This window comes from Candidatus Rhabdochlamydia sp. T3358 (assembly GCF_901000775.1).
Lineage (GTDB): Bacteria > Chlamydiota > Chlamydiia > Chlamydiales > Rhabdochlamydiaceae > Rhabdochlamydia.
This window is the reverse complement of record NZ_CAAJGQ010000023.1, coordinates 18933-32789: the sequence shown is the minus strand read 5'-3', so window position 1 is coordinate 32789 and position 13857 is coordinate 18933. Positions and strand designations below refer to the sequence as shown.

General features: G+C 36.0%; 8 protein-coding genes. 1 reads left to right on the top strand and 7 read right to left on the bottom strand.

Annotation, left to right across the window (positions count from 1 at the left end):
* On the top strand, positions 1-183 hold a 183-nt coding region (locus RHTP_RS09190), incomplete at its 5' end, for a transposase (protein ID WP_171005777.1).
* A 98-nt stretch (positions 184-281) separates the two neighbouring features.
* Here the strand turns inward: RHTP_RS09190 and RHTP_RS07300 are convergent.
* The 7 genes from RHTP_RS07300 to proS all read right to left on the bottom strand — a co-directional run bounded on the left by RHTP_RS07300 (position 282) and on the right by proS (position 13849).
* Positions 282-4130, bottom strand: a complete 3849-nt coding sequence (locus RHTP_RS07300) for a hypothetical protein (RefSeq protein ID WP_138107471.1) — start codon at positions 4128-4130, stop codon at positions 282-284.
* 116 nt (positions 4131-4246) lie between these two features.
* Complete coding sequence (locus RHTP_RS07295) at positions 4247-8305, bottom strand: hypothetical protein (RefSeq protein WP_138107470.1); 4059 nt, start codon at positions 8303-8305, stop codon at positions 4247-4249.
* Complete coding sequence (gene gcvH, locus RHTP_RS07290) at positions 8302-8661, bottom strand: glycine cleavage system protein GcvH (RefSeq protein ID WP_138107469.1); 360 nt, start codon at positions 8659-8661, stop codon at positions 8302-8304. The genes RHTP_RS07295 and gcvH overlap by 4 nt, the downstream gene beginning before the upstream one ends.
* Positions 8658-9296, bottom strand: a complete 639-nt coding sequence (locus RHTP_RS07285; protein ID WP_138107468.1) for a DOMON domain-containing protein — start codon at positions 9294-9296, stop codon at positions 8658-8660. The genes gcvH and RHTP_RS07285 overlap by 4 nt, the downstream gene beginning before the upstream one ends.
* Positions 9296-11530, bottom strand: a complete 2235-nt coding sequence (locus RHTP_RS07280) for a hypothetical protein (protein WP_138107467.1) — start codon at positions 11528-11530, stop codon at positions 9296-9298. The genes RHTP_RS07285 and RHTP_RS07280 overlap by 1 nt, the downstream gene beginning before the upstream one ends.
* Positions 11531-12114: 584 nt before the next feature.
* The gene (locus tag RHTP_RS07275) at positions 12115-12351 is read right to left on the bottom strand and encodes a type II TA system antitoxin, ParD family (protein WP_138107466.1); all 237 of its coding nucleotides are present in this window, start codon (positions 12349-12351) and stop codon (positions 12115-12117) included.
* The gene (gene proS, locus RHTP_RS07270) at positions 12335-13849 is read right to left on the bottom strand and encodes a proline--tRNA ligase (protein WP_138107465.1); all 1515 of its coding nucleotides are present in this window, start codon (positions 13847-13849) and stop codon (positions 12335-12337) included. Before proS ends, RHTP_RS07275 begins: the two co-directional genes overlap by 17 nt.
* Between the last annotated feature and the right edge of the window lie 8 nt (positions 13850-13857).

The window sequence follows — 13857 nt, the reverse complement described above, 5'->3', positions numbered from 1 at the left end:
ATTTGCTACCTTGAAAAGCAACGTTGGGTCGTTGAGAGAACGATTTCTTGGTTAAAGACAGGCTTTCGTCGCCTTACAGTGCGCTGGGAAAGAAAGGCAGTATATTGGAATGGTCTATTAATGTTTGGACTACTTGGCTATTGGATGAATTTCTTAAGTCGGCAAGTATCTTTAAAACAATAAATTTAATTCAAGATAGGTTCATATAAAAAATAAAGGATTTTAAATCGAAAAAAAAGCACTCTAACTTTATAGTTAGAGTGCTTTGTATTTAAAACAATCTAGTCGTCGTTTCTTTTGAAAATTTGTTTTGTTTTTATAGTATTTTCAGAACCATCTAATGTTAAGGTAATTTGTTTTGTTTCTATAGGATTTCTAGAACTATCTACAGCTTCTACTGTATAGGTATATTCTCCTAAGGCAAGCTGTGTGACGTCCTCGGTAAGAGTCGTTGTTGCTTTAGCTAACTGTCCTATGCAAGTATCGCCACGAAAAACATGATAGAAATGAATAGGTGTGCTTTCTTGTTCTAAAAAATTCCAGCTTAATTCAACATTTGAAACAGTTACCCGCGATTGTAAATAAGAAACTTCTTTTTCTTTTACAATTACAACTTCTTTAACAGCTGTTATTCCTAAAGCACACCCGTCCTCATCCAAGGCTTCTACTCTATAAGTATATATCCCTGGAGTAAGAGATGCTATATCTGAAAGCGTAGTAACGCTTTCAGACATTTGCATTATAGGAGTATCATTACGGTACACATTATAAAACTTAATAGAACCTACATCTTCTCCTAGGAACATCCAGTTCAATTCAAGTACATTTTCTGTAATTTTTTTGACTTGCAAATAAGAAGCTGCAAGCTCAAATTCGATAGAATAGGGCTCAAGCTTTTTATCTTCGTTATCACAGACAACTATCTCATAAATGCAGTTTCCTGAATCCGTTTGTTGAATGTTATATGTATATTGCTCGGTTCCTGCAGATATAATAGCTAAAGATTTTTTATTCATAAAAATTTCATAGCTTTTTACATTTACAACACCATTGGGCGTCCAGCTTAACAATACTTCATTTGCTGAGGTGCGTTTGATTAGAGCCTCTGAAATAGCTTGTACTACCGGTGGCTTTTGGGGAAGATCCTCTTGGGTAATCTCTATCTCCTTAATCAGTGGTTCTATTCCTAAAGAAAGCATAAAAGAATCAAAGGTTTCTATTTTATAAATGTATTTTCCTATAGCAGAAGGTGTTTGTGTGAAAATGGTATCAAATGTAAATCCCAAAGAGATTCCATTACGAGAAATATGATAATACTCAATATTAGCTGTGTCTTCTTCTGAGAATTTCCAGTGAACTTCCACTGCATTTGACGCGGTTTTTTCTATAACAATAGGTGTTATGGATAAGGGGTGCATAGAATGATCCAAAGCTTTTATTTGATAAGTATATTTTCCTATAGCAAGAGGGGTTTCTCTATAAGAGGTACTATCTGTGACCCCTAGATAAGAACCATTGCGATTAATCTGATAAGATCCAATAGAAGCTACATTTTGCTCTGGAAATGCCCAACTTAATTCAATGTCGAGCGGTGCAGTTTTTTGGACTTGTAAATAAGCTTCTTCGATTTCTATTTCAATGAGTTTGGTTTCTATAACTGCATCGTTTTGATCATAGGAGACAATTTTATAAATACATTTTCCTTCTTGTTCTTTCGGTTGGAAAATATGTGTATAGAACTTTTTGTATGCAGGTAGAGTAATGATAGATTTATCTCCTAAGAAAACTTCATAAGTTTTTACATCTTTATCGCTAGGTGTCCAACTTAAAAGAACTCTATTCATAGCAATGCGTTTAGCTTGTGCTTGTAGAGTTAATGGAGCTGCTTGAGAACTCTTAATTAAAGGATTCACTTGACTTTGCATAGCCTTAATTTGCCCTATCAATGAAGAATATTTACCAATAGATACTTCATTAAGAAGTGTAAAAAATTGCTCCGCTCCTTGTAAAATGGCGGTTAAGCATTTTTGTTCTCCTATAGTGACAATTTGATCATCTATTTGAAATTCAACAAGTCCCTGTGATTTTTTTTTAAGGGAAATGGGAATAGGCTGATCGGGAAAACAGATCGTGGCTTGATTGTCATTTAGATATTTCTCAACCATTACCAGTAAATAGTCCCATAACATACGTACATTATCAAAATGCGTAAAAGGCACTAAGGAATGACTATTTAGTCTTACATCTATGCGTCCATTGAGCATTTCCACTGGTGTATTGTCTTCCCAAAGAGTAATAGAGCTTTCTACAATAACGCTACTTGAGTCCTTATCCTCAATAGATGTATAATATGCATCGGGATTCTGGCTTAAATCCTCTAAATCAGTCACTGGATCTGAAAGAAGATACGTGTGAAACAAAAAAGAGTCTTGTTCAAAATCTTCAGTTTTCTCTGTACTTACAATCAAAGGTTTACTATAAAATACAGCGTGTCTCTGATGGTTCCATGGCTCATTTTCTTGAATAAATGCCATGACTCTATAAATATAAACTTGATTTGATTCTATTTCGTTATCTTCAAAAGAGGTCGCATTCTTTCCAATGTCGATTATTTCCCCACTTCGAAAGATCGCCCACTCAACTTTAATAGGATCCCAACCTAGTTCTGCTCCGCTTTGAGGATTCCAATTTAAACGGATTTTATGATCTGAGATGATCGTTGCTTTTAGATTAGTTATCTTTTCAGCTCCAACTGTTAAAGTCGCACTACTCCCCTCATTATTTTGTTTGTCCTTATATTTAATAAGATATGTGGTCAATGCATTTATATTTGGTTGATCTATAAATATTGGTGAACCAGATAAATCGTTTTTTTGCATAATGGAGTTATTATTTTTGAGCAACGTGTAATCCATTAAAGATGAAAGTGGATAGTTTGTATTGTCTCCCCACATGATAGAAATGGATTGCGATTGGCTTTCTTCACTAGAAAAATCTAATACCAAGTCTCTAAGGATTGTTCTTTGTTCTTCTGCTGTTATTTCCTCTTCTCGCTGGGTTCTTTCTTGTTCCTTTTCCATTGCTAGATCAGCTTGGCGTTGATTCCATAATTCTATAAGATCTGCAGTCATAGCATCTCTTTCTATCAAAACCTCCAGTAAAGGATCCCTAGGCATGCTGATTGAGCGTCGCGGAGCACGTCTTCTTCTTGTGGGAGGAGGAAGAATATCTACTTCATGTTTAATGCCTTTTGGATATGCTTGCACAATATCTAAAGGTTTGTTCTGCCCTTTATTCTCTCTGTAACCAACTACTAGCGGGAGTACACTTCCTTTATGAGCAACTGCCCCTTCAATTTGTCGGAAATCCACTTCTAATCCTTTATTGGGAAGCTTTACACTACTTGAACTTACTGCTACTTCTTTAACCATGTCTTTAATCTCAACATGTGTAGTTCCTTCAGGGAACATACTTTGCCTGTTTTTAAAACTTCCGTCATGATATTCACGTGTGTGCCTCTTTAATATATGTTCCATTCCTGCATTAGAATCTCCATTAGTTCTCCATTGCAATCTAAATTTTTTAGAACCCACTGTTGATTCTGGAGGAGTGCTAAAAGTAAAAGGAGTTTGATAATTGGGCTCAATCCCGCGTAATAATTTATAACGATCGTTGCTCTGTGTTGGAGTAGGAGCGTGTATAGAAGAGCGTCCACCAGGAGGAAGAATTGCGGGTTTCTGAGCTATTTTGGCTTGTTTTGGAGGACTGCCTTTAGGTTTTGTAGGAGATCCTCGTTTTCTGCTGCCTGACCTTGGTAAAGGACTATTATTTCTTGAGTTTGCTGCATGCCGTCCTACAGGAGAGGTTCTTAAACCTGGTGCTTTTTTGGCAGGACTGGCATCTCTAACATTTGTTGATGTTTTTGGAAGCGACCCACGTCTTGGAGTAGGGCCTCTTTTTCCTGGTGGCCTTCTACGTACTCTAATCAAATTTTCAGCTGGTTGATCCTTCGCTACAAGCTCTGGTTGTACAATACTTTCTTCTTGAGCGTGTAATTGGTTACTAAACACAAGAATAGTATTCAAAATTAAAAGTAATGCAACTCTATAAAAAGAGAAAAATTTAAACATAATACCTTATATTTTTTATAAAAATTAATATTTTTTCAATTATTTATTAAATAGATATGAACTATCTTATTTATTATTAACATAAAAATGTGTTTTAATAACAAAGACTGTTTTTTTTATTTTTTCAATAAGACAAGACCATACTTAGGATGATCTACATTTCCGCGAACAGTGAAAGTAAAAGGGTTCATTACTTTTAAGAGTTTTTTTTGTTTAAGCTCTAAATCAATAGATAAACTTCCATCAAAGCCGATATAAGAAGTATGTTTTTTTCTCTTAGCTAGAGCAAATTTACAATGACCGTTTTTACTAAAGGTTTTTGCAAGTTGAGTCAAATAGCAGCGGCTCTCTTGCAATTTAAACCCAAACTCTCCTTCTACGGGCATAAAGGATCTTAAGTCCAAACCGATTTTAGAGAGAATCTCTAAAGGGATTTCAAAGAATTCATCTTGTTTTAGATATTGGAATTTGCATTGCCCTAAACCATGTAGAGTCTGTAAATCGGATAACTGCGCTTGAATATCCTTAACTAATATATCCATTATAAATGGTTTGGCTTTTTTTAGTACGTGATCTAATTGCAACTGTTTTATCTCAACTTCTGGAATCCACAGCTCCCAGTCATTAAGATTTTTACAGCTTATTGTCTTGGCAAATAAACTGCCTGCTTCATCATCTAATCTAAAGTCATAGATCTGTAGTTCTTTTGGGGAAAACTCTATTCCTGCACTAAACTTATTTACAGAAATGCCCTTTATTTCCACCTGATCTGCTTGCAGAAGTCCTCTACAGCCTTGCTCGCTTATTTCTCCTTGATAAATAAATTGGGCTTCAAGCTCTAAAGGTTTTATAATTTTTTCTAAAAGAGGAATAAAGGAAGCACAATCAGATGTATGGATCTGCAGAGTCCCCTGTAAATGATTTGTTTCTTTGGTTTTTAAATCAGCAGTTATACCACAGGCTTTTCCTTTGATGGTATGAAGTTTGCATTCGTTTGATTCTATACTAAAACACCCTTTTAACCCCGGCTGAAGAGGCTTATCTGAAATCTCAAATGCCCCTGCCGGGTTATCAAACCAGAGAGTCCCCCAAAAAGGCTTTTCTCCTAGATTAAGTTCGCTATTCAATGTAAAATGGGTATTCTCGATAGAAAATGTAGTATCTCGATATTTTACTAATTGCTTTGCTAGATTTAAATCTCCCTGTTTTAAACCTCCTCTAAGACGTATAAGCCCCGGCATTTTTTTCAATTCTACACTGCCTATTAACTCATGCTGCCAGGTGACTTGTTCGCCATGAAATGCTGGTAGGGAAAAATCGATGATACTTTCCCAGGTTTTATTTTGGTAAGATGTAGAGTGGCAAAAAATATTTGCTAATGTTTCAGAGCTTCTCAGATCTTGTAGAACAAGGTTGATCTGTTTACTAAAAAATCCTTGCTCTACAGAATATTCGCAAATGAAAGGCGAACTTTTTAAGCTAAAGCAGTTGCAATCGATTTGCCCACAAATAGTATGGGTTTGCAGATCAAATACACCACTGGCTAGAAAAGGATATCCCTCATAACTTCCCTGTAGGTTTTTGCAATGCAGTGTTTTTTCATCTGATGTAAAAACACCAGAGGCCATTAAAGATCCACTTTGTATTTGATCCACATGCCACTGAGAAAAAAGCTTCTTACCAGAAATAGTAATGTCTTTAGCCAAACAGGAAAAATCATATTGCTTAAACAGATCTTCTGTAGCTAGTTGTATGCGCCAGTTTTTAGAATTAACCAATCCCAAATTGCAATCTATCTGCCACTTATCTACTCCGGGATGAAGCAAAACCCCTTGTACTTGGATAATAGGCAGCTCTTTTACTTGCAGAGATCCTGTAAAATGTGTAGGAGAAAAAGAATCGATAGATCTTATCAATGAATCTATTTGTAAATTGCAAAAAACCTTTTTATCTTGGATAAGCCTAGCATTTGCTTTGGTTACGCAAAGCTCATTTACAGAAGAAGTCCATTCTATTCGAGCCATCCCTTCCTCTAATTTGAAGCCCGAGCTAATCGGCAAAGATAGATTTTTAAGATCGGCTATAACTGTAAAATTGGATAGGTTTACCTTAGATTCTGGGCAAATGACAATTTCTGCTGAAATAGGTTCGTCTATAAGATTCTTTTCCTGTTTCTGTATCTCTACAATTTGCAACTGCAGGTTCCATAAATCTTGATATTGCGCGAGCAAATCTACCTTCATAGAAAAATCTTCTGTCTTCAAAAAAAGATCTTGGATATGAAATTTAGGATACACTGCATCAAGAGCTGTGCTAAACACATAGGCGTCTTGCTTATAAGATAGCTTCCCTTCTAGTCTAGGACAAGATAAACCCCACTTTCCCTTTTGATATTGAAAGGATAAATCTGATACCTTTGGAATCTCTATTGTTTTATAAAAATGCTCTAAATAAACTTTATCCGCTTCTACTCCAATCACAACTTTATCAGTATCAAATAAGCACTCTAATTGATAATTTCCTTTTATGATTAGTTCAGGCAAAAAATTTGCAAGCCATGGTTTGTATTGCTCTTCTGTAAGATCTTTTAACTTTAGATGACCTTGTATAGGCTGTAGACCATCTTCTAAAGAAAGCGGCTTTAAGAATACAGCTTCTACTGAAAAAGGCATATTTACTATAGAGCCTAATCCTTCTACTTTATTTTCATGAATGGTAAGATCTGTTGCTACAGGAAGGACTAATGGCAAGCCAAGCATTGAGCTCAAATCTCCTTGTACATGAGCATAAATAGCCTCTTCAGCTCCTGGATATTCTATGACAATATTTAAGCCTTCTACTTGCTCTAACTGGCAAAACCCTTCTTTTATTTGAGATTTAAGAGCATCCCATTTTCCTTGCATCTGCACATCTTTTATAAAAAACTTATGAGAAGAGTGATCAACTGATACATCTTTGGCTTGAAACTGTGTTAAATTTATGCTTTGTAGTACTTGATCTGAAAATAGCATGGCTATTTTTGCTAAGCAATTCTTCCATTTATAAGAAATTGATGAATCGATTCGGGGCAGAGAAAAACAAGATCTAGCCCAATCCAGATGCTTAAGCTCAAATTTTTGGATATCCCATTCGATGATGCCTTCTTGGGCCAGGCAAATTCCTAAGTTCCCTTGAATAGTTTTATCTACAGGATCAGAAAAAACAGCTTTAATCCCAATCCCCTGCTGATCTTTATGAATAGCAGAGGTTTCTAAAATAAGAGGAAATGAGGCTTTTTCATGAACAGCAATTGCACTTAAAATAGCTTTAGATTGATCTGTTATCCATAGATCTGCTTCTATGTGCATCAGCTGGTTTTGCCATTCTAAATTTTGAGATAAAAGAGCATAAGATCCATTTTCCAATTGAAAGTGCCCTTTAAAAGAATGCCAGAGATTTTTTAAGTAAACCTCTTCTGCTCTTAAATTTGCTTCTATCTGGTCACAGCAGAATTGTTTATTTGTCTGTTGAACTTTAACATTTGCAAGAGTTGTTTTTACGTGTATGTCCTGAATATAGCCATCTGATTTAACAGCAGCATTTGCTTCTACAGAAATCTTTGCGTAGTAGTTTAAATCCCTATTAAAATAGCCCACTAGCTGCGTTAGTGGTAAAAGATGTTTTACTTCTTGGGATTTAATACTCAGGTATATCTGACTATCAGAAGAGTGATGAAGAGTCAAAAGAGCGGGATATAAAGGATCTGGATCCATTGCTAGTTTAAGCTCTAACTTTTTATGAGTTATAGGAAGCAGGGAAAAATAATACCGCAATTGATTGAGTTCTAAAACACCATGATGCACTTCCACAGAAAAAAAACGATTTAAAGCCAACGCAGCTCCAAGAATATTTGGAGATTTAACCTTATTATCAGCTAGATATTGTGGATGTAGAACCCTAATATGAAAGGCTCCTTCTTGATAGAATAGATCTATGCAGTCTACACTTAATTCATTCTTTTGTTTTATCAAGCCTTGTATTCGCAGCACATTTTTATCCCAAACAATTTTCTGATAAGAAAATGTTTTTGGTAAGAAGCAATACAAAGCTATCTTGCAACCAACTAAAATAATTTGTTGATAAAATAGAGCTAAAAAAACCAATATTCCCAGAGTGTTAAAGAGTCTTTTTTTCATTGTATGAACTCTTTATATTGTTCTTCTGATAGTAGTCTTTCTAACTCTTCTTTATCTGTTATTTTGATCTTAAAAAGCCAACCATCGGTTTCGGCGGCTTGGTTAATTCCTTGAGAAACCTCTTGTAATTTTTCATTAATTGCTAGAATTTCTCCTGATACAGGCGAATAGATATCTGCTGCGGCTTTAGTAGATTCTAGTACAGCAATTTCCTGACCTACTTCTACTAATTTGCCAATAGAAGGCAATTCCACATACACAATCTCTCCAATTTCTTTTTGAGCAAAGTGGGTAATTCCAACAGTACCTACTTCATCCTCCACTCTAATCCACTCATGTGATTCTGTAAATTTCATGTAAAAATACCTCCCTTTACCAATTCACAACTAGCCCAATAACGAGGATGTTGTTCTGTTGATGGATAAGCAGAAGAAAAATGTTGAAAACCTGATTCTTTGCTATGCAAACGATAGTTTATTGCTATGCGAGAAAACTGTAAGGGATCATAGCCATGCAAACAATGTGCTGGAATGACCACTCTAATCACATAAGATCTGCGATTATCCTGTAGATCCACTTGTATATCTTCTGCTAAACAAAGAGGATGCACATCTTCTGTACGAAAAGCCGTTATCTCCTTTGCAAAGGTTTCATCACTGGCTCTCTGAGCAAGGATTAAAAACTGATGACAAAAGCGATGTGTGAAGCTGACGGTTTTTAAATCTCTTGTATCAAAAAAGAGTTCTACCTTATCTGTAGGATCTAAAGGATGATCAAAAAATATATCGCAGTAAATCAACTGTTCATTCCAGGCGATTGCAACCTCTGCAAAAGGGATTTCATGGAGCAGTTCAGAAGTAACAGGCAATAGAAATTTTTTCCTCATCATCTTGATAGAGGGTTGATTTTTAGCATGCAAAAGCTTGCATTGGATAGCAAAGCAATCAAGCGGTAAAATAGGGTTTGTCTCCTCTAACAAATCAATTGTCACTAAAGCTCCTTGTCAGAAAATACAATACAATTTCCTTCTACTATTTTCTGTAATAAATGCCGCATTACATCTCGACATGTATCAAAAGAAAGAAATTGAAACCCCTGTTCTATTTTTTCTAAAGGAATCTCTTCTAAATTCCCTTTAGAGCATACTTTAGCAAATGCTAGAGAACCCGAAGATCCTACAGAAATAGGAGACCATTGATTAACAGGGATCTCGATCCAATCATCTGTTGGGAAATCTAGTTTTTGGCTACGAGAGATATAAGGTGAAGTAGAAATTAACTCCCATTGCTTAGGTAAATTAAGCTCCACGCCTAGTTCTAATTGCTGTTTTACAGATTGCATAAATCCATACAAACGATATTTACAATAAAACATTGCAGGCAACTGCTTACTCATTCCTGGCAAATCACCAAACACCTTTACATAATCCTGTTCAATAGCAAGTAGTAAAGGCTCATACAAAATGCGTGCTATCTGCTCTTTTACCTCATAAAAAGGTTTAAAATTCCCATTTGCTTGAAGAAATAACTCTTTGCCTTTACGTATATTTGGGTAGGCATTTTCTAATTTTTGATCGAGAATAGAATCCAAAGTGCCATCTTGAAAAGCTTCTTCAAAATTAACTAGCTCTTTTTGAGCATTACGTGCAACCAGCTCTATGCGATAAAAGTTGTTTGCATCAACACTGTAGCATTCTTCTATCGACTCTAATGGAGCATTTTCTAAAAAAGCAGTAAATTCTTTATGGTTGAGCAAGGAACTATAAGGTCCTTGAGCTAATGGCTTTTTTCTTAAAAGTAATTCGACGGTTTTCAATGGCCTTTGTTGTAGGGCTTGTGCAATAAGCTCTTTATTTTGTCGAACCATTTCCAGTCTTGCGGCTTGATCTACAGAGTTGCGAGAATCTATTTGGTCTAATGTCTGTCTAGAATTTTTAAGCTCAGGGAATCTAGTTTGTAAAAAAGACCATCCTTCATCTGTAGTTTCCCATTCCCAAGTGCTTTTAAGGCTAATTTGAGCAGCGAGCTCTTCTATATTAATAGAGCTTAAACGAACCTCTACTTTTTTCTGTACAAGCTCTGGTTGCCTTGTTTCAATACTATCTAAAGAGGCAAACTCTATTGGTAAATTTAGGCTCTTTGGTTGTTCAAGAGATACAGCCTCCAAATACACCTGTAGTTTAAGAAGCGAGGAAAAATCTTTTAAACGTAAATAAGAAGGCAACTCATATAATTCAACTTCTACACTTTGATCTGCAAATAAATGAAATTGCTTTTGCGCTAATGGATCATTAAAAACGCTTCCAGAAGTATCCAATACTAAACGTCGAAATAACATAACATGGCGCCAAGCATTTACGACATCGACTTCATTTAACCCAAGCACTTGTAATTCACGTTGAAAGTATTGCATAGCTTGGCTAGGCTCAAGTGATTTATTTTGAGAAAGCTGTTTGTATCCTTTATAAACGTTTTGCAATAGATCGCTTTGCACTTCCTGTTTGGTAATCTGATATTTTTTTTGTTCTGCAAGAGCTGATACATTCAGAATAAATTGACTAGCTAAATGAATAAATCTATCCCCAAACCAATCTTTTACATTTTTAAATCCAAATAAAGACAACTCTATTTCTGCTAAGCGAGGATCTTTAGGAACTCCTGCTCTTTGCTCTTGAAAATGTAATACTTGTTGCAGAGCTTCTTTGGGAAAAGCTACCTGATCGAGATACAACTGACATAATGTAGAAAAACTATGCACGTCCACTCTTGAATTTTTCAGTTGCTCTAAGTGCTCTAATAACCCAGGAGAGTAATTTTTCCAAACAGCCCTGCAGCTTAATTGAGCATCATATGGATGAGTATAAGGCTTAAATAGAGAAATCATTTGTTCTTTTTTCTTAAGCTCTGGCTCCAAATAGGGAAAATACTGTTCGGCTAACATCACAGCAAGCCCTGTCTCTAAAAAGTTTTTTTCAATAACCCCATCGTTTAATAAATGAGGCCAATTACTACGGTCGGTGTCAAATAGAGAATGACTAAGTAATTGACTCAAAACCAATAATTCTTTGGAGTAAATCGGTCTGCCATTAATGGTCTTGCCGATCTGCTTATCAGGAGTGGATTCCACCATTTGCGTATTGATCCCCACTACGGAAAAAGAGATCCCAATAATAATGGTTACAAAAATAAAAAAAATTTTCTGATACTTGCGAAAAAATTCTAGCATGGAGCGTTCCTGACCTTTTGAGTGCTTTATTAAATGATAACCGCAATAGTACAAGGAAATAAAAAAATTGCCCAAACAAAAAAAATGTTTTAACGAAAAATTAAGAACTCAAACGTAAAATTTGATCGGTCATAAGAACTGCTAGAATTCAAAAGCGAAGGCCGCGATGCTACCTCTCAAAAACATAATTTTATAAAAAGTTTTAAACAAGCAGATAACAAATTCTATATTCTTAATATCTAGCAAAAATTAAGGTGTTAAACAGTTATCCCTCTGACCTGCTCCCCAAAAGTTGATCCATGCTAAAATGGACTCCTTTAAATAAGGAGTAAGAAGCCAATGAAAAACAGCCGATTTACAGAGGAACAAATCATTCAGATACTTAAAGAAGGATATTGGAAAATTATAAAATAAAACTACGGATTTAAATATCTCTTGCAGGCTAAAGAAGATTTTTGTCCCGAATCCCAGGTAAACCACTGTATCTTTTAAGCATTTCATCATGAAGTTCAATAACCTATTCGATGGTTAAATATTCAATCATTTATCAGCTAATCTTCTAAGAACATCGTCGTTCTCTTTAATCACTTTACTCGATATTCTTTGAATTTATTTTCGTTCAAGTCGATATGTTCTTGCTTTTCTATATTTTCACAGAGAGATTCAATAACATATTGACGCATGCTCATTCCTTTTTTTGCTGCCAACATTTTGAGATAAGCATGTTGCTCAGTCGGAAAATCGATAGTGAGTCTAACAGTAGGCTTTTTTTGATGCTGCTGTCCTACAAATCTTCTCTTTTCCTTAATAAGACTTAGCAAAGATCACCCGTCTTGTACTTTTTTTACCTGTAAATGGGCATTCTCCCTCTTCTTGCTTATCTAATGGAATGCAACGGATGGTAACTCCTAGTTCTTTTTTTATTTTTTCTTCTATGTCGAGATCTTCTGAGAAATGGGTTAGAGCAAACCCTGCGTGGATCTCAGGACTTTTAGGGTTTTTGGGAGTAAAAAATGCATAGAAGTCTTCTTTCGTATCAATTTTACGAGTGTGGGCGTTTCTAAAATCTAGCGCTCTTTGTAGAAGTGTATCTTGAATGGAATCGAGAATATCTCTAATGGATGAGAGAAGGCTTTGTTTAGAAAATGTTTTTTTTTCTCGGTGAGGACAATCTCTACGGGATAAAGGCAAGAGGTCTTGTTCTATATCTCGTGGACCTACTTCAATCCGAATAGGAATTCCTTTTTTAATCCAAGACCAGAGTTTCTCTCCTCCTCTTAAGTCTCTTGTATCAATGATGACTTCTAAAGACCTACCTGCATAGGGTAAATTACGGAGCTCTTCTGCTAAAGTTTTACAGTAATTAAGCACTTCTTCTCTTTTTTCTTCTTTGTGTATAACGGGCAGCAAGACTATATGAGAGGAGGCCACCTTAGGAGGTAAAATCAATCCATCATCATCACTGTGAGTCATTACAAGAGCTCCAATTAACCTGGTGGTTACTCCCCAAGAAGTGGTCCAAGCCAATTGCGATTCTCCTTGTGGATCCTGAAAGAGAATCTGGGAAGCCTTGGCAAAGTTCTGTCCAAGAAAATGCGAGGTTCCCGCTTGCAGAGCTTTGCGATCTTGCATCATTGCTTCAATACAATAGGTGGAAACAGCACCTGGAAATCTCTCAGATGCAGTTTTCTCCCCTTTAATGACGGGAATAGCCAAAAAGTCATAGGCAAACTGCGTATATACATCGAGCATGAGTTTTGTTTCTTCTCGAGCTTCTTGTTCTGTAGCATGAGCGGTGTGTCCTTCTTGCCATAGAAATTCTGTTGTCCGTAGAAACATCCTTGTTCTCATTTCCCAACGAACTACATTTGCCCATTGATTAATCAGAAGAGGAAGATCGCGATAAGAAGTAATCCACTTGGAAAAAGCATCACCGATAATCGTTTCTGAGGTAGGGCGCACAACCAATGGCTCTTCTAATTCTCCTGCTGGGACTAATTTTCCTTCTTGATTTTTTTCTAAGCGATGATGGGTAACCACTGCGCATTCTTTAGCAAAACCTTCCACATGTTCTGCTTCTTTTTGCAAAAAGCTTAAAGGAATAAATAAAGGAAAGTAGGCATTCTGATGACCGGTTTTTTTTAGCATTGAGTCGAGCACTCTTTGCATATTTTCCCAAATCGCATAGCCCCAGGGTTTGATGACCATACAGCCCCTAACAGCGGAATGCTCTGCAAGGTCAGCTGCTTTTATGACTTCTTGATACCATTCTGCATAGTTTTCTTGGCGGGTAGGTTGGATTGCGGTGCGCTCTTTCATGATAAGCC

Bases quoted from the DNA above. Each gene is read 5' to 3' on its own strand.
- RHTP_RS07300 (WP_138107471.1), bottom strand. From the start codon at position 4,130: ATGTTTAAATTTTTCTCTTTTTATAGAGTTGCATTACTTTTAATTTTG.
- RHTP_RS07295 (WP_138107470.1), bottom strand. From the start codon at position 8,305: ATGAAAAAAAGACTCTTTAACACTCTGGGAATATTGGTTTTTTTAGCT.
- gcvH (WP_138107469.1), bottom strand. From the start codon at position 8,661: ATGAAATTTACAGAATCACATGAGTGGATTAGAGTGGAGGATGAAGTA.
- RHTP_RS07280 (WP_138107467.1), bottom strand. From the start codon at position 11,530: ATGCTAGAATTTTTTCGCAAGTATCAGAAAATTTTTTTTATTTTTGTA.
- proS (WP_138107465.1), bottom strand. From the start codon at position 13,849: ATGAAAGAGCGCACCGCAATCCAACCTACCCGCCAAGAAAACTATGCA.